Source organism: Desulfitobacterium sp. LBE, from assembly GCF_007830365.1.
GTDB lineage: Bacteria > Bacillota > Desulfitobacteriia > Desulfitobacteriales > Desulfitobacteriaceae > Desulfitobacterium > Desulfitobacterium hafniense.
The window spans coordinates 322,896-344,702 of record NZ_VLKD01000001.1 but is presented as its reverse complement, the minus strand read 5'-3'; the positions used below and the strand labels follow the sequence as shown (position 1 = coordinate 344,702).

23 protein-coding genes, 1 tRNA gene and 1 pseudogene are annotated in these 21,807 nt (G+C 46.9%); 4 read left to right on the top strand and 21 right to left on the bottom strand.

From position 1 onward, the window contains the following. Positions 1 to 16: 16 nt before the first annotated feature. Positions 17 to 808 (top strand): polysaccharide deacetylase family protein, encoded by a 792-nt coding sequence (locus tag DESLBE_RS01635; protein ID WP_005812013.1) that lies wholly within the window; start codon positions 17 to 19, stop codon positions 806 to 808. A 25-nt stretch (positions 809 to 833) separates the two neighbouring features. Here the strand turns inward: DESLBE_RS01635 and DESLBE_RS01630 are convergent, their stop codons facing one another. The 11 genes from DESLBE_RS01630 to DESLBE_RS01580 all read right to left on the bottom strand — a co-directional run bounded on the left by DESLBE_RS01630 (position 834) and on the right by DESLBE_RS01580 (position 11,560). After that, positions 834 to 1,856, bottom strand: coding sequence for a hypothetical protein (locus DESLBE_RS01630; protein WP_144674928.1), 1,023 nt, complete (start codon positions 1,854 to 1,856; stop codon positions 834 to 836). Continuing rightward, positions 1,841 to 2,728, bottom strand: coding sequence for a YitT family protein (locus DESLBE_RS01625; protein ID WP_144674927.1), 888 nt, complete (start codon positions 2,726 to 2,728; stop codon positions 1,841 to 1,843). The genes DESLBE_RS01630 and DESLBE_RS01625 overlap by 16 nt, the downstream gene beginning before the upstream one ends. Positions 2,729 to 2,894: 166 nt before the next feature. After that, positions 2,895 to 2,970, bottom strand: a tRNA-Arg gene (locus DESLBE_RS01620). A gap of 78 nt (positions 2,971 to 3,048) precedes the next feature. Further along, complete coding sequence (locus DESLBE_RS01615; protein WP_144674926.1) at positions 3,049 to 3,726, bottom strand: thymidylate kinase; 678 nt, start codon at positions 3,724 to 3,726, stop codon at positions 3,049 to 3,051. Between the two features lie 99 nt (positions 3,727 to 3,825). Then, entirely contained in the window at positions 3,826 to 5,463 is a 1,638-nt protein-coding gene (locus tag DESLBE_RS01610; RefSeq protein ID WP_144674925.1) for a peptide ABC transporter substrate-binding protein, read from the bottom strand. Between the two features lie 80 nt (positions 5,464 to 5,543). Next, positions 5,544 to 6,527, bottom strand: coding sequence for an ABC transporter ATP-binding protein (locus DESLBE_RS01605; protein WP_144674924.1), 984 nt, complete (start codon positions 6,525 to 6,527; stop codon positions 5,544 to 5,546). Next, a complete protein-coding gene (locus DESLBE_RS01600; RefSeq protein WP_144674923.1) occupies positions 6,520 to 7,527 on the bottom strand; it encodes an ABC transporter ATP-binding protein in 1,008 nt (335 codons plus the stop codon). Before DESLBE_RS01600 ends, DESLBE_RS01605 begins: the two co-directional genes overlap by 8 nt. 15 nt (positions 7,528 to 7,542) lie before the next feature. Next, positions 7,543 to 8,586: an ABC transporter permease gene (locus DESLBE_RS01595; protein WP_144674922.1), complete on the bottom strand. Its 1,044-nt coding sequence runs from the start codon at positions 8,584 to 8,586 to the stop codon at positions 7,543 to 7,545. 12 nt (positions 8,587 to 8,598) lie between these two features. Then, positions 8,599 to 9,516 (bottom strand): ABC transporter permease, encoded by a 918-nt coding sequence (locus tag DESLBE_RS01590; protein ID WP_005811999.1) that lies wholly within the window; start codon positions 9,514 to 9,516, stop codon positions 8,599 to 8,601. A 430-nt stretch (positions 9,517 to 9,946) separates the two neighbouring features. Further along, entirely contained in the window at positions 9,947 to 10,741 is a 795-nt protein-coding gene (gene spo0A, locus DESLBE_RS01585; protein ID WP_015944338.1) for a sporulation transcription factor Spo0A, read from the bottom strand. A gap of 318 nt (positions 10,742 to 11,059) precedes the next feature. Then, complete coding sequence (locus DESLBE_RS01580) at positions 11,060 to 11,560, bottom strand: GNAT family N-acetyltransferase (protein WP_144674921.1); 501 nt, start codon at positions 11,558 to 11,560, stop codon at positions 11,060 to 11,062. Positions 11,561 to 11,650: 90 nt separating this feature from the next. On the opposite strand from DESLBE_RS01580, the gene DESLBE_RS01575 reads away from it, so the two are divergent. Continuing rightward, positions 11,651 to 11,836 carry a ferredoxin gene (locus tag DESLBE_RS01575; protein ID WP_144674920.1) on the top strand — a complete coding sequence of 62 codons (186 nt, stop codon included), beginning with the start codon at positions 11,651 to 11,653 and terminating at the stop codon, positions 11,834 to 11,836. A gap of 86 nt (positions 11,837 to 11,922) precedes the next feature. On the opposite strand, the gene DESLBE_RS01570 is transcribed toward DESLBE_RS01575, so the two are convergent. From DESLBE_RS01570 to DESLBE_RS01550, 6 genes are all read right to left on the bottom strand, one after another. After that, on the bottom strand, positions 11,923 to 12,807 hold the full coding sequence (locus tag DESLBE_RS01570) for a DUF1858 domain-containing protein (RefSeq protein WP_011459913.1): 885 nt from the start codon (positions 12,805 to 12,807) through the stop codon (positions 11,923 to 11,925). 20 nt (positions 12,808 to 12,827) lie between these two features. Further along, positions 12,828 to 12,974 carry a hypothetical protein gene (locus DESLBE_RS26440; RefSeq protein WP_005811986.1) on the bottom strand — a complete coding sequence of 49 codons (147 nt, stop codon included), beginning with the start codon at positions 12,972 to 12,974 and terminating at the stop codon, positions 12,828 to 12,830. A gap of 209 nt (positions 12,975 to 13,183) precedes the next feature. After that, positions 13,184 to 13,642 carry a hypothetical protein gene (locus tag DESLBE_RS01565; protein WP_005811984.1) on the bottom strand — a complete coding sequence of 153 codons (459 nt, stop codon included), beginning with the start codon at positions 13,640 to 13,642 and terminating at the stop codon, positions 13,184 to 13,186. A 205-nt stretch (positions 13,643 to 13,847) separates the two neighbouring features. Beyond that, positions 13,848 to 14,198: a recombinase gene (locus DESLBE_RS01560; RefSeq protein ID WP_144674919.1), complete on the bottom strand. Its 351-nt coding sequence runs from the start codon at positions 14,196 to 14,198 to the stop codon at positions 13,848 to 13,850. A 150-nt stretch (positions 14,199 to 14,348) separates the two neighbouring features. Then, the gene (pssA, locus tag DESLBE_RS01555; protein WP_011459914.1) at positions 14,349 to 14,876 is read right to left on the bottom strand and encodes a CDP-diacylglycerol--serine O-phosphatidyltransferase; all 528 of its coding nucleotides are present in this window, start codon (positions 14,874 to 14,876) and stop codon (positions 14,349 to 14,351) included. 150 nt (positions 14,877 to 15,026) lie between these two features. Next, entirely contained in the window at positions 15,027 to 17,816 is a 2,790-nt protein-coding gene (locus DESLBE_RS01550) for a helicase C-terminal domain-containing protein (protein ID WP_144674918.1), read from the bottom strand. Between the two features lie 137 nt (positions 17,817 to 17,953). Between DESLBE_RS01550 and DESLBE_RS01545 the strand changes: the two genes are divergently transcribed. Continuing rightward, entirely contained in the window at positions 17,954 to 18,688 is a 735-nt protein-coding gene (locus DESLBE_RS01545; protein WP_144674917.1) for a hypothetical protein, read from the top strand. A 62-nt stretch (positions 18,689 to 18,750) separates the two neighbouring features. Here the strand turns inward: DESLBE_RS01545 and DESLBE_RS01540 are convergent, their stop codons facing one another. Then, positions 18,751 to 19,449 carry a hypothetical protein gene (locus DESLBE_RS01540; protein WP_144674916.1) on the bottom strand — a complete coding sequence of 233 codons (699 nt, stop codon included), beginning with the start codon at positions 19,447 to 19,449 and terminating at the stop codon, positions 18,751 to 18,753. Between the two features lie 150 nt (positions 19,450 to 19,599). Then, on the bottom strand, positions 19,600 to 19,863 hold the full coding sequence (locus tag DESLBE_RS01535) for an antibiotic biosynthesis monooxygenase (protein WP_144674915.1): 264 nt from the start codon (positions 19,861 to 19,863) through the stop codon (positions 19,600 to 19,602). A gap of 228 nt (positions 19,864 to 20,091) precedes the next feature. On the opposite strand from DESLBE_RS01535, the gene DESLBE_RS01530 reads away from it, so the two are divergent. Continuing rightward, positions 20,092 to 20,406 (top strand): hypothetical protein, encoded by a 315-nt coding sequence (locus tag DESLBE_RS01530; RefSeq protein WP_005811969.1) that lies wholly within the window; start codon positions 20,092 to 20,094, stop codon positions 20,404 to 20,406. Between the two features lie 122 nt (positions 20,407 to 20,528). Here DESLBE_RS01530 and DESLBE_RS01525 read toward each other — a convergent pair whose 3' ends face one another. Both DESLBE_RS01525 and DESLBE_RS26860 read right to left on the bottom strand, forming a co-directional pair. Next, positions 20,529 to 20,795 (bottom strand): EscU/YscU/HrcU family type III secretion system export apparatus switch protein, encoded by a 267-nt coding sequence (locus DESLBE_RS01525; RefSeq protein WP_005811967.1) that lies wholly within the window; start codon positions 20,793 to 20,795, stop codon positions 20,529 to 20,531. Beyond that, positions 20,792 to 21,807: pseudogene (locus DESLBE_RS26860) on the bottom strand (hypothetical protein); the annotation flags it as partial. The pseudogene DESLBE_RS26860 and the gene DESLBE_RS01525, both read right to left, overlap by 4 nt.

The following is a 21,807-nucleotide window of genomic DNA, read 5'->3' as shown; positions in this document are numbered from 1 at the left end:
GAGGGAGGGATAATTCATGAAATTTATTGTCTTTAAACGACCGGCTTTGCGCAATGCTATGCTCTGGGCTATCCTCTTATTCGTAGTCCTTGCTTATCGTGAAAATGTTATAGCAGTCTTTTCCAGCAAGCTCAAGCCCATTTACTCAGCGGAAGTTACTACCAGTGAAATTGGCCTGACTTTTGATATCAGCTGGGGAGAAAAAACCCCGGAACCGATTCTGGATATTTTGCAGGAAAAAGGCGTCAAGGCCACCTTCTTTTTATCCAGCCCCTGGGCTGCCAAACATGAAGATCTGGTAAAACGCATGGTGGCGGACGGTCACGAAATTGCTTCCCATGGCAATCGGCATATTGATTTAAACACGTTAAGCCCGGGAGAGATTGAGCGTGAAATTATGAGTGCCCACGAAGTTCTTCAACAGATTACCGGTCAGAAAATCTCCTTGCTGAGACCACCTAACGGGGCTTATGATAATAAACTGATCAGTGTCTCACAACGGCTCGGCTATCAAGTCATTCAATGGAGTGTGGATTCCCTGGATTGGAAACGTCCCGGACCGGAAGCGGTTATCCATAATGTGCTGAATGGTCTTCCTAACGGGCATGGTGCAGGGCCGGGGGATATCATCCTCTTCCATGCCTCAGACTCCGCTCCGGACACGATTAAAGCCCTGCCGGTGGTGATCGATCAGCTGAGAGCCAAAAACTATCAACTGGTCCCTGTCAGCCAATTGCTGAAAAGCGCTACCAAAACCTGGCCGCCGGAAAGCAATCTCCCGCCACTGGAGCAAACAGGGTCCTCTTAAACCACTCTGAATAGCCTCTGACGGGTTAGAGCTTGCCCGTTATGGCTTGCAACGCCCCTTCAGCTTCAATACGCTCCTTGGCCTGTGCCAGGGCCTGAGCGGCATCCTTTTTTATGAAACCCGGTAATCCCATTTGAATTGCCCCATCTAAATGCTCTGCCGCCTGAGCAAATTCACCCCGTTCATAGGCTTTAACCCCCGTTAAATACTGGATGCAAGCTTCCCCGTTTTCTTTGGTCTCCAACGCTTTCAGGGTATTCTCATAACCCTCTCGATCCCCGATCACAAGGGCCAGCAGGGCTTTTTTCACTAATACCTGCTCTCCATATGAGGTGGCCTGGACTGGCGAACTCTGGCTGCTTAATTCCTTGGCTTTCCCCCATTGACCTGTGAAAAGAGCTAAGTCATACTCTGTCTCCGAAACCAAAGGATGTGTTGAGGATATCTCTGCCGCCATTTGCCATGATTTCTGAGCCTGTTCCAGTTTTCCCAAGGCCAGATAACTTCTGGACAAGGCAATGTTTTTCAATACCCGGTCCTCTGAGTTCAGGTCCCCCTCACTGATGCTTAATAACGTATTGACCGCCTTCTCATGTTCTTCGCCATTCCCCCAGAGCATTCCCTGGGCCAGCTTCTGAAGAGCAGGATTGTGAAGGACGGCAATGACCTTCTCAGCCTCGTCGGGCCTATCTTTTAATAAATAAAGCTGAAACAGCCAGAAGCGATGACCATCATCTTCATGGCGCACTAATTCCGGCTCTATTGCCTCATACTCACCCTGATTGAGCTTTAGCCATAGTTCCCCTTCGGCAATGAAGGGGAGCTTTTTTAACCAAGCTGCATTTTTTTCTATCCAAGCCAGCTCCTGAGTGAGAGCGGCAAAATCATAGCGGTCTACCGCACCCCGGTAGGCGCCGACATGTTGGAAATAGGGCAAACCGGCCAAAAGGAGGAGCAAGATCAGTATTCCAGATAGCAGGATTTGCAGAACCCGCTTCTTTCTCTTGTTGCGCTGAGGTATTTTCTTCCTCTTTAATGTCCTTTCCATGTAGAAAAGCCCTCCCCTACCACTTCCGGAACATCGGAAATCGACAAAAATGCCTTAGGATCGCGAGTGCGGATAATTTCTTTGATCTGAGACATTTCCGTCCGGCTGATGACACAATAGACCACTTCTTTATCTTCTTTGGAGTAAGCCCCTTTGGCCTGAAAAAGCGTAACTCCCCGATCCAGCTTCTCCATAATATCCTGAGCGATGCCATGGGGGTCTCCAGTGACAACCAGAACGCTTTTAGAGGGGTTCAGACCCTCCTGGACCATGTCGATAACTTTGGTGGCTATAAACATATAAATCATCGCATACATGGCCCGCTCCGGGCCCAGAAAGACAGCGGCCGCTATAAAGATCAAAGCGTCAATGCCCATCAGAACCTGTCCGACACTAAAGGAGGTGGTGCGGCTGAAAAACACAGCCAAAATATCTGTTCCGCCCAAGGAGCCGCGGCTGCGGAAAATAATGCCCATGCCAATGCCACTGACAACACCGGCAAAGATACAAGCCAACAAAGGATCAGCGGTAGGATTAGGAATTGCCATAGTTACTTCTAAAGCTAAGGAAAAGGCTGCAACGCCGATGATGCTATACACCAAAAAAACTCGTCCAACCATTTTCCACCCGACGAGAAACAAGGGGATATTTAAGAGAATCACGACCTTACTGACAGGTAAATTGAACAAATAATAAACAATAATCGCGATCCCCGTGACTCCTCCGTCCGCTATCTTATTGGGGATGATCATGGAGTTGATACTGGCGGCTACGATCACCGCTCCCATGATGATGGCCACAATTCTTTTCAAGTGAACCCACGTCACCCGAAGATAATCTTCTCTCCAGCTCAAAAAAATCCCACCCCTCATGACGCTTTTCTTCCTTGATTGTTAAAGCAATATATCTTATGTATTCAAAACATTGATGGCAATCGCTGCGATGCTCATCTTATAGTGAGAAGAATCCCCTTTGATTATACTCCTGGGTTATGCAATGAAAAAACGCCGCAATCCCTTGCGACGTCATTGTAACATATGGTGCGCCCGGCAGGATTTGAACCTGCGACCTCCGGCCTCGGAAACCGTCACTCTATCCCCTGAGCTACGAGCGCTCGAAAACAACCGCTATATCACTTTACTAAAAGTACCTGGCTTTGTCAAGACATAACTTGAAAGTCTAAAAAAACAAATTACTTTAACACTATGGCCTTTTGGGTGACTGCATAGATTTCCTCGTGTATTTCCTCAATAGACTTCAGCCTGCCTTCAGATACACAATCTATGGTCAGCCAGTTTTCCCGCACCCGGACTTTTTGGGCATTGTCATAAGACTCCTTAAGATAACCCTTATTTTTCTCATGAATGTCCTGACTGGTAACCGAGGATTTGTCTGCACGGCCGGCAATAAACCGGATACTCAGGTCAGGGGGCATATTGAGATAAATAACCAGGTCCGGTTCAGGCAGACCCATTAAGCGATATTCGAAATCTTTCAGCCAATCAAGATAGCTTGCCCAGCCGGCGGGGTCTTTGATTTTAACAGCTTGGTGGATCATATTAGAGGTGGTATATCGATCGGAGAGAATGATCCCCCCCCGGCTGTAAAAATCCCCCCAGAGGGTTTTGTAAGAGGCATAGCGATCCACAGCATAGAATGTAGATGCTGCATAAGGATTTACCCCATTAGGGTCCGTGCCGAATTCTCCTCCCAAATACATGGTGACCAGAGATGAGGAGGGACTGGAATAATTGGGGAACTCTACTTTTTTTACTTGCAACCCTTCATCTGCGAGGCGCCGCCATAGCTTCCGGGTCTGGGTCGCCTTGCCGCTCCCATCTCCACCTTCAATAATAATGAGTTTACCCATACTCTTACTCCATCCTCCCAGTCATTTGACACCTTAGCCGAAGGGCCGCCGGAAATCGGCGGCCCCTGCATTTTGGAATATGATTAAAACCAGAGTTCTTTACTCGACAATGTCAGCGTACTGGAAGTACCAGTAGCCATAGGGAGAGTGCCAGGAACCTGTAATTTTGGGGCTTTGCAGATAGAACTCGTTGTAATAAGCCACCGGTACGACAGCAGCATCAGCCATCATGTGATCTTCCGCCTGATGCAAGTAACCGGAACGTTTTTCGGGATCTACTTCTGCAGCAGCTCTAGCCATCAGCGCATCATATTCAGCGCTCTTATATTTAGCATTGTTGTTGCCATTGGTGCTGTACATCAGATCCAGCATATTGGAAGCATCATTGTAGTCAAACAGCCATCCGTCACGGCTGGTTTGATAATCACCGGCACGACGCTGAGGAGTGAAGCTGGCCCACTCAACGATTTCTACATTCACTGTAAGGCCCAATTCCTTCCAGGCCTGCTGGAGGTATTGCGCAACCACTTTGTGATAAGCGGAATCGTTGGTGGAATAGGTGATAGCCGGGAATCCTTTACCTTCGGGATAACCTGCCTCAGCCAGGAGCTCCTTAGCTTTGGCCAGGTTGCCTTCATGATCATCGATATTAATATAAGGTTTGCCGCCGTTGGCATTGTCCATGAAGCTGCTGCCATCCCAGTCGGCTACGCCTGTGCCGATGAAATTGGAGGCAGGGGTATAGGTTCCTTGCATCAGGGTATCAGCCACATATTTGCGGTCGATGGCCAGGCTTAAAGCCATACGAACGCGGGGGTCAGAAAACTGGGGCAAGGTATTGTTTAAATCAAGATAATAGGTGCCGAGAAGGGGCTCAATATAGAAGTCATCCTTACCTTGAAGAGAAGGAATCTCCGCAGTGGGCACATCCTTGATCATCATGGCTTCGCCGGTCTTGTAAGCGGCGTAAGAAGCATTAGAATCCTCGATCAGGAGGAGTTTGATGGAATCCAGCTTGATGGAGTCCGGATCGCGGTAATTAGGATTTTTGGTGAAGAGGATATAGGAGCTGGGTACCCATTCAGAGATTTGGAAGGGGCCGTTGCCGATATAGGCTTCGGGCTTGGTTGCCCAGGCATCGCCGTTGGCTTCAATGGTAGCCTGTTGTACAGGGCTCAAAGTTGCGAAAGCGGCCAGCTTATCGAAGTAGGCACAGGGGTTGGCCAGCTCAACTACAAAAGTGGTGTCATCAGGTGCGGAAACAGCCAGGGCATCGGGATTGCCGGCGGCAGCTTCGTCAAATCCTTTGACCATGCCCAGTACGGTTTCACCGTAAGGAGCAGCAGTAGCAGGATCGGCTACCCGTTTCCAGCTGTAGACAAAGTCCTTGGCAGTCAGAGGTGATCCATCAGACCACTTCAGTCCTTCACGGAGATAGAAGGTCCAGGTCAGACCATCTTCACTGGTCTCCCACTTCTCAGCGGCGCCAGGAATGATCTTGTTGTCTTTGTCCACATTGAGCAGGCAATCAAAGGCAAACAGAAGCATGTTGCCACCATCCACGGCACTGTTCAGTGCGGGATCGAGGGTCTCGGGGTTAGGGCCAATCTGGGCCACAAGCTGTTTTGGTTTTTTGTCGCCGTCAGCTTGGGCAGGGGCGGACGGGTTACCGCAAGCGGTAATCGTCAGAGCCAGAATCATGGTGACGACCAGTATTAGGGTACTTTTTCTTTTCATGACATTCTTTTCCTCCTTTTTCTTTTGGATATTTATCATTCACCGTGACATGGGCACGGTAAATAATTTAAAGGACGGAATCATTGCACCCGGTCCAGATGATGGCAGGCGGCAAAGTGACCGGCCGAGACCTCGCGCCATTCCGGTTCCTCGGCGGCACACCGCTGGTCGGCGTAAACGCACCGGGTACGGAAACGGCAGCCGGAGGGGGGATTGACGGGGCTGGGAACATCGCCCTCCAGCACGATGCGTTGAGTGCTGCGGGAAACCTTGGGGTCGGCAATCGGAATCGCCGATATCAAACTGCGGGTATAAGGATGGACGCTGTGAAAGGTCAGTTCATAACTGTCGGCCAGCTCCACCAGCTTTCCCAGATACATCACGCCGATACGGTTAGATATATGCTTGACAACGCTCAAATTATGAGAAATAAACAGATAAGTCAATCCCATACGCTGCTGAAGTTCTTCAAACATATTGACTACCTGAGCCTGAATGGATACGTCCAGCGCCGAAATAGGTTCGTCACAGACGATAAACTCAGGATTTACAGCCAGAGCACGGGCGATGCCCACCCTTTGGCGTTGTCCGCCGGAAAATTCATGGGGATAGCGGTTGGCATGTTCTGTATTCAGGCCCACCAGGCTTAAAAGCTCCACGATACGGTCCCGGCGTTCCTGAGCATTGGCTGCCAAACGATGAATATCGATGGCCTCCCCTACAATGTCCCCTACAGTCATGCGCGGGTTAAGACTGGCATAGGGATCCTGAAACACAATCTGCATCTTCCGCCGGTAAGGCAGCATATTCACACGAGTAATATCTTTTCCTGCGTAGAAGATTTTACCCCCGGTGGGTTCATGCAGCCGCAGCAAAGTCCGTCCTGTGGTCGTCTTGCCGCAGCCTGACTCTCCGACAAGACCCAGGGTTTCACCTTTATTGATAGAGAAGGACACATCGTCCACAGCTTTGACAACTTTTTTCTCAAGCAGTTTTTCACTTTTCACCGGAAAATATTGCTTTAAGTGCTGTATTTCCAGCAATTTATTATTATTATCAATCATGTTGAACCTCCGACTGTCCCTTGAATTTTGCTTTGTCCAGAAGCCAACACGCACTGTAATGTTCTTCGCTAAGCTTGGTATAGACCGGCATAGTGCTCAGGCAAATTTTCATACATGAACGACAGCGGGGAGCAAACGGGCAACCCGCCGGCGGATTGAGCATGTCCACCGGTAAACCTTCAATCGGCACCAATTGCTTGTGTTCCCGATCATTGATATTCGGCACGCTCTGCAGCAAGCCTTTGGTATATTCATGAGATGGCTGATAGAAAATTTCATCCGCAGTGCCGGATTCAATCACCTTACCGGCATACATAACGGCAATACGGTCACACATACCGGCCACAACACCCAGGTCGTGGGTAATCAGAATAATGGACATTCCCATTTTTTCCTTCAGATTGATCATCAGTTCGATGATCTGGGCTTGAATCGTCACATCCAAAGCGGTGGTCGGTTCATCAGCGATCAACAGCTTGGGCTCACAGGCCAAAGCGATGGCAATCATCACCCGCTGACGCATGCCGCCGGATAATTCATGAGGATATTGCTTTAAGCGTTTTTCCGGTTCGTTAATGCCTACTAACTGCAATAGCTCCCGGGCACGCTCGTTGGCCTCTTTCTTGGTCTTCTTGGTATGGAGAAGAATGACCTCCCGGATCTGGTTGCCGATGGTATAGACCGGATTGAGACTGGTCATCGGATCCTGGAAAATGATCGATACCTCATTTCCCCTGATCTCACGGAGTTCCCGTTCCGTCATTTTATTAATATGATGTCCGTTGAAATAAAGATCACCGCCGATCAGGCGGCCAGGATGAGCCGTCAGGCCCATGAGACTGTATGAGGTAACCGATTTTCCGGAACCGCTCTCCCCTACAACCCCCAATACTTCGCCCTCACGAACATGCAGGGACACATCATTGAGTGCTTTTACCTCACCTGCAGGGGTAAAGAAGGAGAGCCTCTCGTTGCGTATATCAACTAAATACTCATTCATTATGTTTCTCCTTCCTTAACTCTTCATCTTAGGGTCGAATGCGTCACGCAAGCCATCGCCTAATAGGTTAAAACTAAGAATGATCAGGCTGATCAGCAAAGCCGGCGCCATCAACAGATAAGGATAACTGTTCAGGCCGTTGAGGGCATCACTGGCCAGAGAACCTAAAGAAGGCAAAGGAACAGCAACCCCCAAGCCGAGGAAGCTCAGAAAACTCTCCGTAAAAATAGAGGATGGAATCTGCAGCGTGGTGGTAACAATCAAAGTCCCGATACAGTTGGTGAGAAGATGTTTGCGGATGATGCGGCCTGTACCGGCACCCAAAGCTCTGGCCGCGGTTACATATTCATTTTGCTTAAGAGCCAGGACCTGGCTGCGGACAATCCGCGCCATACCCACCCAATACAGCAGGGCAAACACCAGAAAAATACTGATCAGATTGGGCCCCACCGTCTGAATCCATCCAAAACCGGGCTTCGTCGCCAGGATGCCCAAGGGATCCCGGATAGCAAAAGAGATCAGAACAATCAGAAGAATATCCGGCACGGTATAGATAATATCGACGATACGCATCATCATAAGATCTACCCAGCCCCCAAAGAAGCCGGACACAGCACCGTAAGTCGAACCAATGACCAAAATAATAGCGGACGCGATCAATCCAACCATTAAGGAGATGCGGCTGCCCACCATCACGCGGACAGCATAATCGCGGCCCAAATTATCCGTTCCCAGAATATGGGGGAACACTTTTTCTCCGGCATCAATGCGCAGTTGTTCCTGAGTGGAGTAGGTCATGGGTTTGAGATATTCAGAGCCCTTAATCTGCTGCTCATATTTATAAGGATAGAAGCTGGGCACGATAAAAGAAAAAAACATAACGACCAGAATGACTGTAAGGCTGATCATAGCCACCTTATTTTTTCTGAGCCGCCGCATGGCATCCTTCCAAAAGCTGACACCGGGGCGCATTTGGGTGAGACTTTGCTTTTCTGCATCGGTTGCAGGCAGAAAATCTTCAACCTTTAATTGTAAGCTAAGCGGATTTTTTCCTGTCATTTTCTGCCCTCCCTACTTGAGTTGGATACGCGGATCAATAAATTTATAAAGAATATCGATCAGTGCATTAATGGTAATAACAAGCGTCGCCAAGAAAATTGTGGTGCCCATAATTACGGTGTAATCACGGTTGACGATGGAGCTGACGAATTGACCGCCTAAACCGGGAATGACGAAAATCTTCTCCACGATGAAACTGCCGGTCAGAGTAAAGGCCAGCATAGGGCCTACATAAGTGATGACAGGCAGGATGGCGTTGCGCAAAGCATGCTTGAAAAGGCTCTTCATCTGAGAAAGACCTTTGGCACGAGCTGTCCGCATGTAATCCTGACCAATCACATCAAGCATGGACGAGCGCATCAGTCGTGTAATATAGGCTGTCGGATAGAAGGAAAGGGCAAATACGGGAAGGATATAATGAGCCGGTGTTGTGAGACCCATGGTCGGCAATACCCCTAAGTAGACACCGAACACATACATACCTACGGTACAGATAACAAAACTGGGAAAGGCAATGCCGCAGGTAGCGATGACGATGATCAGGTCGTCGAGCCATTTACCGCGGTTGAGAGCAGCAATGCTTCCCAGAGGAATTCCAATCGATAGAGCTACAAGCACTGCGATACCGCCCAGCTTGGCTGATACCGGAAACTTGCTGACAATAATATCGCTGACAGTGCGGCCGCGTTGTTTTAAACTCAGGCCAAAGTCGCCCTGAGCAGCACTCAGCATATAATTTTTGTATTGTACAATCAGCGGCTTGTCCAACCCGAATTTCTCATGAAGTGCGGCCTGAGCTTGCGCACTAATGGACTTTTCTGCAACAAATGGACCACCGGGCACCATGTTCATTAGAAAAAAAGTTATGGTTGCAACCACAAAGATCGTCATCACTGCCAGAATAATTCGCTTAATAACGTATTTAATCATTCACTAATACTCCCTCGCTCTTTTCATAAATCTGAACCCGGTCACCAGTTTTTGCTCACAACATCTAAACCCCAATTTTCATATAATTTCAACACAGACGCGTTTCAATTTTAACAATCGCAGTGGACTTTGTCAATTAGCATAGGAAAGCAAAAAACCTTCGCTCAGGCTTATACTAAAGCAAGGACAGTTTTTAAAAAACATTGAAGAACGACACTATCTACGACCGGAACAAGTCTGAGAGCTCTCTTAGCGATGGGCATTCTTCACCAAAAAGCGATGAGTTCTTGCAGATCATCCAATTATTGGCACCACCATTATGGCAAGAAGAGCTTTGTCGAAAGCCATGTAAGCCTTGAGAGGGTTGGAAAAAAAGCACCCCTATCAATGATTGAATAGGAGTGCTTCGGATAGAAAAGCTTTGCTGAATTTAACTCACTTTACTCATAACCCTCAATTTGTCGGCAAGGAGGGCAACAAATTCTGAATTGGTTGGTTTTTGTCGTTCAATATTCATGGAATATCCGAAAATGCGTTTTAGCGTCTCTGTATGTCCCCGTTCCCATGCTAATTCGATGGCATGCCGAATCCCCCGCTCCACACGGCTGGGTGCAGTATCATATTTCTTGGCAATGGCCGGATAGAGCTCCTTGGTTACCGCCCCCAATAAAGACACATCTTCGACGACCATGAGAATCGCATCTCTTATGTACTGGTATCCCTTGACATGAGCTGGAATTCCGATTTGATGCATCATATTCGTCACTTCTGCCCCTAAATTAACACTTGTGCCTGCGTTGGTCACAGCATTCACTGCTGAAGTCATCGGAGTCGATGAGGAGGGTGCGCTTTGGGTCAGACTACGGATCCTCTTGCCCAGAATCTCCAGATCAAAAGGCTTCAAAATAAAATAATCTACGCCAAGTATCATGGCCTGATGGGTTAAGGATTCCTGACCAAAGGCGGTAAGCATGATAACCTTGGGCCGTGAAGCCGTCGTCCGTCCGTTTATTCTTTCCAAAACACCTAACCCGTCCAGACTCGGCATAACCAAATCGATGATGACAAGATCCGGTTCCTGAGATTGAATCAGATCCCAAGCCTCGACTCCATTGTACGCTATCCCTATCACCTCGAGGTCATCCTGACTTTGGAGAAAATCCTGTAACATTTGGCACAAATTACGGTTATCGTCAGCGACGACAATTTTGATTTTTCTTCCCATTTTCTTTATCATCCTGCCTTATGGTAATTTTCCGGTCCCTATTATCTTGCTATAATGTCAATTCTCTCTTGTCTTCTGCCGGTGACCTTATTATACGTTAGCTGGGATGTCGAAATCGTAAAAAATAAGTAAACCGCATAATTAACCGATTATTCTTAAAGTCCTTATAATAGGGGGTTTTCTGGATATTAATGTAAATTAAATCTCGTTATTTTATTCCATTTTTCCCCAGAAGGGTCAGTCCCCCATGATTATTCACGAATATGCTAGAAAATTCATATAAAATCCCCTGCGTTGAGATTGCCAAAAAGATACTTATTAAAAAATGATCTGCATGATCATGACATCCAAACATTGCCCAAACTTCGTCCCCACTTCATGATACTTCCCGGCTTCCCAAAAACCATGCTTTTTAGCTAAGGAAATACTCTTTTCATTGGTCGAAGTAATACGGCCTAATAGAGTATGGTAGCCTAATTTTTTCGCCTCCTGACAAAGAACTTTCAGCAGTGCATCTCCCATGGATTGACCGGTCCACTCAGGAGCGATGTAGATGGAAAACTCTCCGCTTTGTTTATAGGCCGCCCGTGGATGAAAAGGCGACAGACTCCCCCACCCTGTAACCTGCCCCCGGGTTTCCACCACATAGACAGGATAATAAGGGTCTTGATGATTATCAAACCAGACCTCTGCCGCCGCCAAGGAGCGCTCTTCCAGATCAAAGGTTGCTACCGTATTGAGGACAGCCCAATTATATATTTCATTGATTCGTTCCAAATCCTTAACTTGGGCTTGGCGCAGGATAAATTGTGATGCCATTTTTCTTTCTCATCCTTCCGTAATATGTATAACATCTCCAAAATAAGGGAACATTGAGTGTTGAGTTTAGCAAAGGAGGTCTATTTAATAATGACTGCATCAGTAGATGAAAACTGTATTGGTTGTGGTGCTTGTGTATCCATTTGCCCCGAAATATTTCGCATGAATGACGAGGGGCTTGCTGAAGCGTATGTAAACCCCGTTCCCAGTGAACTGGAGGAATCTGCCCAGGAAGCTGCGGATGGTTGCCCCACAGATGCCATCCACCTTGACTAATACTACTCTATACTATCACAGGGGGGCGTATCACTTCGATACGCCCCCCTGGTATTTTGCTCATATTTATTTATCTGTGGTCTGTTTTAGGCATTCACAACGTCTTGAGCAGCTTCTTGCAACCCTTCCAGGCCTACGCGATCAATAAGCCGGCCCAGGCGCTCCTGAGGCTTGGCATTCTCTTTAAAATACTCCATCACTGCATCAATGACGGGAATGAGCTGATCGGATTGGAGATTCTCCAGAAGCAAATCTCCCCGGCGGGGTTTGACGCCGCCATTTCCGCCCACATAGACATGGTATCCTTTGCTGGTTCCCATGATTCCCAGATCCACATTCATGGAATCCGTACATTTATTGGGGCAGCCGGCAATCCCGATTTTAAACTTTGCAGGCAGGGACATACCATGGTAGCGCTTATCCACTTCCATTCCGATACCCAGGGTTTCCTGGAGACCACGCTTGCAGAAAGTCATACCAGGGCATACTTTTACACTGCGGACACATAGTCCTATAGCATGTCCGGGATCCATCCCCAAATCATCCCAGGCAGCCGGGATAACTTCCGGCTTCAAGCCAACGATAGCAATCCGTTGGGCGGAAGTCACCTTAATTGCGGCGGCATTGTATTTTTCCGCTACATCAGCAATTTTCCGCAATATTTCGGGGGTAGCTACCCCTGCCGGAATATGGGGGGCAATAGCGAAGGTCTTTTTATCCATTTGCAGAATGGCACCCTTGGGTTGAGCTTTAGCTTTGGCAGCTTCAGACATCTCCCCTTGCTCCACTGAATTAACAGCCTCCAGAAGCTTTTCAGGGTCGAGCTTGTGCATTTGAGCAGCATTAAGCAGGGTTTCATTTACCGAAAAAGGACACCCCAGACAATGCAACCCTAATTCCTGCATTGCTTCAACCGTTTTAGGGTTGGCGGCCATGATGTCCTTGAGTTTCATTTCTAATGTAAATTTCATTTTAAACACCTCGATATCCTTTAGCCATGAATTAACATAGGCAGACAATGCACACAAACGTGCTTTTCATCCCCTTGATGTACATAAGTTATAACAGGTGTAAGCTCACTGGTTGTTCCGCAATGTGAGCATTCCCGCTCAATGTTTTCTTTTTTCGTATCGGCCATGTTCATATCCCCCTTTATAATGATGGCTTAAGTCTAACAAAAATTTATTCCTGCTGATGTGACCTACAGCACTCCTAAGTGTGTTTTTTGGAACACGCTCAGGATTTACATCTCAGTTTAAACCATTCTGAAGGGAAATATACTTAGAAAGTATCTAACGCAAATTTATGCTTTCTGACAATAAAAAAACGCGCTCCAAGGCGCGTAAGTTATTGAAGAGCTAGGGACTGAACATCCAGCTTTTGAATTTGAATGATTTTCCAACCTTCAGAGGTGGCTTGGGTTTCCATTACATAAGTCTGCACGATTTTTTCCTTGGCCGGCGAGGTCCATTCTACATTGACCAAAACGCTGTTGGGCTGGGGAGAATCTGCTAATTCCATCTTCTTCAGGCTGATTAGGGGGTTATTTTTAACCTGAGCCTTCCATAATTCAAATTCCTGCTGCCCCAGTGGATTGAGTTCCTTAGCCATGAGCAGCTGTTCTGCCAGCTCCAGTTGTCTCGTGTCCAGATAACCCCAAAAACGCTGTACAGCTGCCTGAGGCGAATCCGCATAGTGGGGTTGGGTCAGAGACACCATAACAGATTGAGGAGATTTCCAGGCAACAATCCCCAGTAAACAAACGAGTGTAATTCCCATGATCCAGACATAACGACTTCTAGCCATGTTTTCCCTCCTTGCTTGTCTTCCTACTCTATTCTATAGGAGGGAACTCTCTTTCATGTCATGTCTTAAGTAATTTTTATTTGACTAATTAAATACCTTGCGGAGGAAGCTGAGTACGAACTCAGGCAGACGGACATAGTAAACCTTCATTCAGATCACCTCTTTCCTTCTTTATTACTTTATGCAATAGGCCACCTGATGGGACTCAAATAATTTGGTAATTTCTCACTGCGTCTTCCAATTGAGCAACCAGTAATTTTTCCTCTTCGCTGCTGGCTGTGAAATAAAGCCGTCCTATAATAGAGCTGATGATTTTTAAGACATCCTCAACAACGAGTTTCTCACTCATAGCTAATTGGGCACTGGTCTCTACTAATGCGATCCCAAATTGATGACCGACCCCTTCTTTCATAGTCCTCATACAGGTTTTTCCCAGCAGTTTCATAACTAAAGAAGCCTCTTGGGCGTCGAGCTGCCGAATAGCATCAATAACGGTTGTTAATCCCTGCACCATTCTTAATCCCACATTGGCCCAATTCACTTGTTGATTATCCATGCTCTTCCCTCCATACAAGTGTTTCCGTGCCATACTATATGCAAAAATCCTTGAATGGGTGAAAAAGGTGAAAAAAAGGATACAGAGCAATACTCTGTACCCGCATAAGATCAAACACTTTGTCATTGGCTGTACGGACATTAAAACCTGTTATTTCCCCAGCTTAGGAACTTTGAACGTGGAGACCATGAGAACGGCCAACACTGCCAGAGCCACAGGAAAAACCAACCAAGGCAGATTTCTGTAAAAAAGGACCATTAAGGCCATCAGCCCGCCGGCAAAGGTAATCGGCACGCCCAAAAAATGGGTGCTGATATTGAGAACATTAAACCGTGCCAAGCGGACTGCTCCGCATAAAGCAAAAGCGGCAGCAAGAAGCATGCCCCAAACTCCCATATGGGTGGCCAGCACGAGCTGATAGGTTAAAATCGCCGGCGCCACGCCAAAGGAGACCACATCGCATAAAGAATCCAGCTCTTTGCCGAAATCTGAACTCACGGAGAGTTTACGGGCTACCTTGCCATCCATACTATCCATAAGCACAGATAAAAGAATAAACCCGGCAGCCATTTTATATCCGCCATTCATCGTCCAGAGCAAGGACAGAAATCCAAAAAATAAATTCCCTAAGGTAAAGAAACTGGGAATCATATCCATCTTAATGGGTTTGCCACTCACACAACGTCACTCTCCCAACATTTACTAACCTGACTTTGCTTCATCTTATCTCCAGCTGATGGGAGAACATCTTACATCTCATCCATGCACCTTGGTAAGGCCCAGGAAGCTTGACTGCAATTATGCTTAAGTGTATCATCTTTTCACAAATTATAAAAGCAGTTCCTTTTGATATTCCTCGTCAAACCACAGATCAATTTTGTCGAGAATTTGCGACCTGCTGGTTCGAATATGAGTTTTGACCGGCAGGGAACTCAAGAAATGTCTCCCATAGCGCTTATGAATGACCCGGCCATCGCATAGAATCACCAGCCCTCGATCCGACTTAGAGCGGATTAAGCGGCCAAAGCCTTGTTTAAACCGAAGTACAGCCTCGGGAAGAAGAAACTCGTAGAAAGGATTTCTCCCTTGTGCTTCAAGATACTCCGACCGTGCTGCAATAAGCGGGCGATTAGGCGGGCCAAAAGGTAATTTTACGAGAATAACACAGGACAAGGCATCTCCAGGGATATCAATACCTTCCCAGAAACTACTGGCCCCCAACAAAACACTCCTGGAGTTGTTGAGAAATGCTTCGAGAATGGCCTGACGTCCTCCGTCTATACCTTGAGCCAGCAGTTCAATTCCTGAGCCTCCCAGGTAGCGGCTCAAAGGCAAGTGAATCTCCCGCAAAAAGCGATGGGAGGTAAAAAGCACCAGGGTTCTCCCCTGCATACGCTCAGTTACCTCAGATATAAAAAGCGCCACTTCCTCTGTATTGAACAAATCACTTTGCTCCACATCCACTAAGTCCTTTACGACCAGCAGCTGCATCTGACGATCATAATCGAAAGGAGAATCCACCAATAAAGACGGCGTACTTTCATCTAAGCCAATTTCCCGCAAAAAGTGGTGAAAGGAATTGGCAATGCTGATGGTCGCAGAGGTCAAAACAGCGCAGTCCAGGGGTGCAAACAGTTTCTCCTTAAGAAGGTTGCTCACATCCACCGGCGAGGTTTTCAGCAGAATTCGATTGCTTTGTTCCAGCCAGCTGACCCGGGTGGGCTGATCCACTTGCTGAGCAAGAACGAAACACTCTCGCATCTCTTCAAGATTTCTTATTCGCCCTGAAATCTCATGGGCAAGAGCTGCCGAGTCCTCATCATCCTGAGCATCCAGAAGATTAAGCATGGCTTTCAATAAATCCGTTATGATCTTAAGCCGCCCTAATAAATTTTCGATTTGCACGGCGACAGTTGGCCACCAGCTTTCCTGGTGACAGTGAACCGTTAAGCGATAGGAAAGTTCATTTCCCACTATTTGGGCAAAGGTGGCAAAAAGCTCTTCAGACTGTTGATAGAGTTCATCACAGGCTTCCGGTAGTTTCTCAAGATAGCCGCGAAAACGCTCCCAAAGAGCCACGGAAAGAAGGCGTTCCCAGACTTGAGCCCTTGCTTTGACATTCCCGTAGAAACTGCCTGCCATAGAACGGCTGAGCAAATTCAGGACCCGGGAAATCTGTTCCAGGCTGATCTCATTGCCTAATTGCTCCAAAGCCGCTTGATGGAGATGGTGGGCCTCGTCTATGATCAATTCATGGTATTCGGGCAGGATATTCTTCTCTGTTTTGATATCCGAAAAGAGGAGAGAGTGATTAACGATGATCAAGTCGGCCTCTTCGGCGCGTTTACGGGACTGCAGCATATAACAGCGATTGGCGTGAGAGCATTTTCCAGGGATGCAGCTCTCTTCCTCGCAATTCAGGCTCCCCCATAGCTTGTTCAGGCTGGGAATTTGGGAGACCTCCTGCCAATCCCCGGTGGTTGTTTCCCTAAGCCACACCATAACGCTGAGCAGCGCCAGCCGTTCACCTGGAGCTAATTCCGCAGTGACGCCCAGGGTAAAAGACCATCTTTTCAAGCATATATAATTTGATTTTCCTTTTAATAAGGCTCCACGGAAAGAAAAGGGCAGGACCTGAGCAAGCAGAGGAAGATCTTTTTTGAAAATCTGCTCCTGTAAAGGAATGGTATGCGTAGCTACCACAACTTTTTTGCCTGTTTTTTTAGACCACCACAGACCGGGAATTAAATAGGCATAGGATTTCCCTGTACCCGTTCCAGCTTCGATGACGATATGGGTCGAGCCTGTCAAGGACTCACCCACGGCTTTGGCCATCTGCAGCTGGCCAAGACGGCTTTCATAGCTTTTAAGCTTATTTTCCAGAATGCCCCCTGAAGAAAAGCAGGATTCGATCCATCCCACGTCTTCTGAGAAAGCTTCTTCCTCCTCTAAATCTTCAAAAAGGCCTGAATCCTGCTCATAAAGCACTAAGTCGGTTCGAATCAGGCGTTCAGGAAATTTTCGCTTGACAGTTTTCTCTAATTCCCGCAAAAAGCCGGCCACCCGTGCATTACCGGCAAGGGCAAGGGCTCTTTGATAGAAACCCAAATCCAAAGTCAACCCTTTTTCCCAGCAGGCTTGCAGCAGCTCCCAAGCGGCCCGGGCGTCAAATAATGCCCGGTGGGCCTTTTCCAGGGGCGTCAAACCGAGACTCTTGGTTAAGTCGCCCAGTTTATATTTGGGCATATTCGGGTAAAGGATGCGGGCAATCTCCAATGTATCCCAGAGAGTGTTTTCAAAATGAATAGTTAAGGCCTGCTCGAGAAACCCTAAATCAAACTCCACATTATGCCCCACGATAATGGCATCCTGGAAGAGATCCAGAATTTTATCACGATAAGCCTGAAGGGAACCGGCTTGCTTTAGTTCCTCCGGAGAGATACCCGTCAGTCGTAAAATCCGCTCCGGAACTTGCCTCCGGGGTGAGATTAAAACGCTGAAAGCCTCCGCTTCCTCCCCCTCTTCAATGCACAGGGCAGCAAATTCTATGATTTCATCGTTATAGATATCAAATCCGGTGGTTTCAATATCAATAACTACTATTTTTCCTTTAATCATTAGTGAGCCCCTTTCTGAAAGTCATTTTACACATATTTGCCCAGGGAATCAATGCAGGACTTCAAAAAAAGGGTTTAGCTTTTTTAAAGCGAATTAATAGTAATTGACATTAATGCAGTGTTCAGGAGGAAATAAACTTGATTAAGTTGCGCAGGATATCTTCACTGATGTGCCTTATTCTGCTGCTCTTTATTTTGAGCGGCTGCGCCGATAGACCTTTTTTAACTAAAGAGGGCACTTACAGCATCGTCTCCGTTTCTGCAGAGGATACTATACAAAGAACACCCATAGAATTAACCTGGAATTCGAATATCGCTGTCATGCAAAAACTTCTCCTCGAAGCCTCCTTTGTTTTAAGCGATCTCCATTCCATTCCTGAAGCAGAGCCCGGTGAAGCCTTGGCCCAAGGTGACCTCGCATCAGCCCCACCTCAACAGTCGGAAGACGCTCTTGTTCTATCTGAAGAAAGAGCCACTATTACTGCCGATGCCTTAGAACCGGCAAAGGACCCGCCCGCGAGCAAAGAGGATGGCCAAGCTACCCCAAATGTCAGCGATGGCGGAGCTGCAGATGAAACTCCAGGCAGCCTGCCCGGCGAACCTACCGGGACCGTCCTTTTGGAAGCAACCTTTCCTGAGGTAAAGCCCTTTGAGCTTCTCATTGATAATGAGCTCAAGACTCTACATATATCGTCTATTCAGATTGAGGTCATAGGTAATCATCCCAGTCGGGTCCTATTGAACCAAAGCATCATCCTGCAAGGAATTGCTAATCCGAATCTCCAATCCGCTTTTGAAGAATATTTAAGGATGCAGCAGAAAACCGAACAAATACCTGGCAACGCCCAGGTTAAAACTCATTTGGCCCACTGAAAAACAAGAAGCTCGCTTAACAGCGGCTTCTTGTTGTCTTTATAGATCATTTAAATCACTTATCAAGGGTTGGCTTTAACCGGACTGGGAAAATGGCGGCAGAATCGATTGAAACCAAAGACATACATGGCTAATTTTTCTGGTCGCAAATGCATCCACTCTGACAGGTTCATTTCTTCACCGAAACGATTCCGCAGCACCCCGTCACTTTGTATCCAGCCGCTAGGGCCATCTTCATGTAATCTGACTTCCCAGATCGTTTTATTTTCCTGACATTGCACTGACGAAATATGAAGCCCGCATCGAGCATGGTAAATTTCAATGAGCTTGACAATTAACGTCATCAAAGGGTCAACGTGATGTTCCGTATCAAAGGGAGTGATTTGAATCTCTTCCTTTATTTGTCTTGCTAATTCCTCAAGGCCTTTTTCCTTGCGGTACCGTTGTTCAAGGGGTATATTCAAGTTTTTTGTATATAAAGATCCCGAGCGCAAATCAAAATGGAGGGGGTCGTGTGCCTGGAGATTAACAATCAGCCGACTTCCATCCACTTGAATTTGTCCCGGTACACTTGACAGAAGCTGGTGAGCGATTTGGTAGGCAAGAATATGGGCAGATACTTCCCGCTCATCACGCTGTGTACAGCTTTGGCATTCTTTTACAGGATTGACCACTAAAGCTACCCTCAAATCTAAACACCTCCATAGTTTCTCTCTTGAGTCTATCCCTATTATACACAAATCGTAAAGAAAAATCCTCACAATATTTTAAATTTTTTAATAATTCACTACAAAATTTTTGTGCTTTCTAGCCCTGTGAGGATAAGACTCTATCGTCCCTGATAGGTATAAGAAAAGGAGATCCTGCTCTATCTCCTTTTCTGCCTTCAACCTTTTGCTTACATCATTCTTTTAATATCTCTCATCAATGACATCAAACATCTGCGGGGTAGCCTGCTTAAAGGCTTTGTTTTCGCCAACTCCGGACGCCCAATTTTCGTATGCGTTGAGATCATCCCATTTGGTCATCACCATAATCTCATTGGAATTGGTTTGTTCGTTGATGCTGGCGTATTTAAATCCGCCCACCTGCTCTAACGTGTCCAGACCGCTGCGAATATCCGATAATAACCGGTCACGATCGGGTGCATCAAAAGTATGAACGATAGTAAGCATGCTGGTACCTCCCCTGAACAACCATTTATTTGTTTTTTATTTTATCCCAACCCTTCATCAATCATGCAATAATTATGAACGCTTCACTTTTTTTCCGTGTCTTACATAGACTATACTGCAAGGCTTTTCGATCATGATGAAGAAAATTCTTACAGTCATCGTTTTTTGCTTCTTAAAGTGCTATACTTGAATTGTGAATCGCATCAATGTGTGACAAGGAGGATCCTGATGAAGTTAGTTTATTTAAAAACAGACTTCCCGAACGGTCGATCCCATATCCTCATGCGCAATACTGAGTCCCCCATCCCCGAATTGAATCATTTTGTACTCGTACTTACCAATCGGGGAACCCTTTGGGTTGATGTTTTTTGGCCATATGATGATGAATCTGAGCGCTATACCCGCCGTATTTCCGAACAGCAATTTTGGCAGATATTCCGGGAGTGGCGTCTTAACGGAGTCCAACTTGGAGATACGGAGCAAGTGGCTGCCGTCTTGGCCAAGCGGCAATTAAACCTTAAAAAACAGCAGGTCGATGCCTAATCAATTGTTGCATTATATCGTTTTTTGTCTTTTCCAAAAGATTATGCTAATTTTTAACTCATGAATATAAGGGCATACAATCAGAATTACGAACTGATTGTATGCCCTTATACGCATCTTCCTCAACTTTTTGTACGATCGTTGGCAAGTTTATCCAGACGGTAAACAAACGCTAAAAGCTCAGCCACAACTTGGTAGAGTTGTGGAGGAATTTCTTCCCCATATTCTACTCTCATGAGGGTTTCCACAAGAACCTCATCCTTTTGGATGGGGATTCCATATTCAATGGCTTGTTCAATAATTTTGCGAGCAACTTCTCCAGTGCCTTTAGCAACCACTTTAGGTGCACCGCTTTGATCATAGGCCAGAGCAGCGGCTTTCTCTCTCATACTTGATAATCCACCCCCTCACGCAGTTCCCCTTTAAGAAAACGATGGAATTCATCGGCTGTCTCAAGCGGTCCCACCGTGATAGGATGCAGGCTCATTCCCATCTGATTAAAAATTTCACGGGTGTGGGCAAAATTTTCTTCGACCAAAGACTGCAAACGCTCCGGATTATCGCTAAACACCTTAAGGGTTAGTTGAGCTTCATAGATCCATCCTTCCAAGCCCAGTTCACCTAAAGTGGGGGTCTCGGCACGAAGGGCCAGGCGGCAATGATCCAAGTCAAGTTTGTTACCTTTCCGAGAGGCCTTAATGGCTAAGGTCTGATTATAGAGTTCTCCTTCAGATTGAAGAGGGATTTCCATAAGATAAAAGGGAGCTTCGGAATTCCCACCCTGCAAGAGGATCTGCTGTCCGGTTAAGCGATCAAGAAGATTAGTGGCAAGAGATTTCTCATCACCATTGCCACCACCTCTTGTAAGTAAGGAGAGAAGAATTCCTTTAAGACTCCTCTTAAGCTCCGCCTGTAAATTGCTCTTTTCAGGATCCTTAGAGCTATCTAAATTCTTAAGCCTGCGCTCATAGTCTAAACCCAGCCCCCGAAAGAGGAGAAAGAGCTGCATAAAACCATCTTTGCTTAAACTGGACCATTGTGGGACAGTGTTGTTTACAAAGGAAGCAATGAGTTCTTTGCTTGTAAGGCCTATTCTCTCAGCATCAGAATCATTTTGAACACCACCTGGGGCATTCAGGTTTTTACCTTCGCTTAACTGTACGACCTTTGCCTCATTGAGTACGGGGGAACTCTTTCCATCACTAAGCACTGGTGCGCCCTTCCCATCGTTGGCTACCGGCGCGCCCTTCCCATCGCTGAGTATAGGTGTGCCTTTTCCATCACTGGGTACCGGCGTACCCTTCCCATCACTGGGTACTGGTGTACCCTTGCCATCACTGGGTACCGGCGCACCCTTCCCATCGCCGGGTGCCGGTGTACTCTTTCCATCACCGGGTGCCG

Excerpts from the sequence above, each read along its gene's own strand:
- DESLBE_RS01635 (WP_005812013.1), top strand. The coding sequence starts at position 17 with ATGAAATTTATTGTCTTTAAACGACCGGCTTTGCGCAATGCTATGCTC.
- DESLBE_RS01630 (WP_144674928.1), bottom strand. The coding sequence starts at position 1,856 with ATGGAAAGGACATTAAAGAGGAAGAAAATACCTCAGCGCAACAAGAGA.
- DESLBE_RS01625 (WP_144674927.1), bottom strand. The coding sequence starts at position 2,728 with ATGAGGGGTGGGATTTTTTTGAGCTGGAGAGAAGATTATCTTCGGGTG.
- DESLBE_RS01615 (WP_144674926.1), bottom strand. The coding sequence starts at position 3,726 with ATGGGTAAACTCATTATTATTGAAGGTGGAGATGGGAGCGGCAAGGCG.
- DESLBE_RS01610 (WP_144674925.1), bottom strand. The coding sequence starts at position 5,463 with ATGAAAAGAAAAAGTACCCTAATACTGGTCGTCACCATGATTCTGGCT.
- DESLBE_RS01605 (WP_144674924.1), bottom strand. The coding sequence starts at position 6,527 with ATGATTGATAATAATAATAAATTGCTGGAAATACAGCACTTAAAGCAA.
- DESLBE_RS01600 (WP_144674923.1), bottom strand. The coding sequence starts at position 7,527 with ATGAATGAGTATTTAGTTGATATACGCAACGAGAGGCTCTCCTTCTTT.
- DESLBE_RS01595 (WP_144674922.1), bottom strand. The coding sequence starts at position 8,586 with ATGACAGGAAAAAATCCGCTTAGCTTACAATTAAAGGTTGAAGATTTT.
- DESLBE_RS01590 (WP_005811999.1), bottom strand. The coding sequence starts at position 9,516 with ATGATTAAATACGTTATTAAGCGAATTATTCTGGCAGTGATGACGATC.
- spo0A (WP_015944338.1), bottom strand. The coding sequence starts at position 10,741 with ATGGGAAGAAAAATCAAAATTGTCGTCGCTGACGATAACCGTAATTTG.
- DESLBE_RS01580 (WP_144674921.1), bottom strand. The coding sequence starts at position 11,560 with ATGGCATCACAATTTATCCTGCGCCAAGCCCAAGTTAAGGATTTGGAA.
- DESLBE_RS01575 (WP_144674920.1), top strand. The coding sequence starts at position 11,651 with ATGACTGCATCAGTAGATGAAAACTGTATTGGTTGTGGTGCTTGTGTA.
- DESLBE_RS01570 (WP_011459913.1), bottom strand. The coding sequence starts at position 12,807 with ATGAAATTTACATTAGAAATGAAACTCAAGGACATCATGGCCGCCAAC.
- DESLBE_RS26440 (WP_005811986.1), bottom strand. The coding sequence starts at position 12,974 with ATGGCCGATACGAAAAAAGAAAACATTGAGCGGGAATGCTCACATTGC.
- DESLBE_RS01565 (WP_005811984.1), bottom strand. The coding sequence starts at position 13,642 with ATGGCTAGAAGTCGTTATGTCTGGATCATGGGAATTACACTCGTTTGT.
- DESLBE_RS01560 (WP_144674919.1), bottom strand. The coding sequence starts at position 14,198 with ATGGATAATCAACAAGTGAATTGGGCCAATGTGGGATTAAGAATGGTG.
- DESLBE_RS01550 (WP_144674918.1), bottom strand. The coding sequence starts at position 17,816 with ATGATTAAAGGAAAAATAGTAGTTATTGATATTGAAACCACCGGATTT.
- DESLBE_RS01535 (WP_144674915.1), bottom strand. The coding sequence starts at position 19,863 with ATGCTTACTATCGTTCATACTTTTGATGCACCCGATCGTGACCGGTTA.
- DESLBE_RS01530 (WP_005811969.1), top strand. The coding sequence starts at position 20,092 with ATGAAGTTAGTTTATTTAAAAACAGACTTCCCGAACGGTCGATCCCAT.
- DESLBE_RS01525 (WP_005811967.1), bottom strand. The coding sequence starts at position 20,795 with ATGAGAGAGAAAGCCGCTGCTCTGGCCTATGATCAAAGCGGTGCACCT.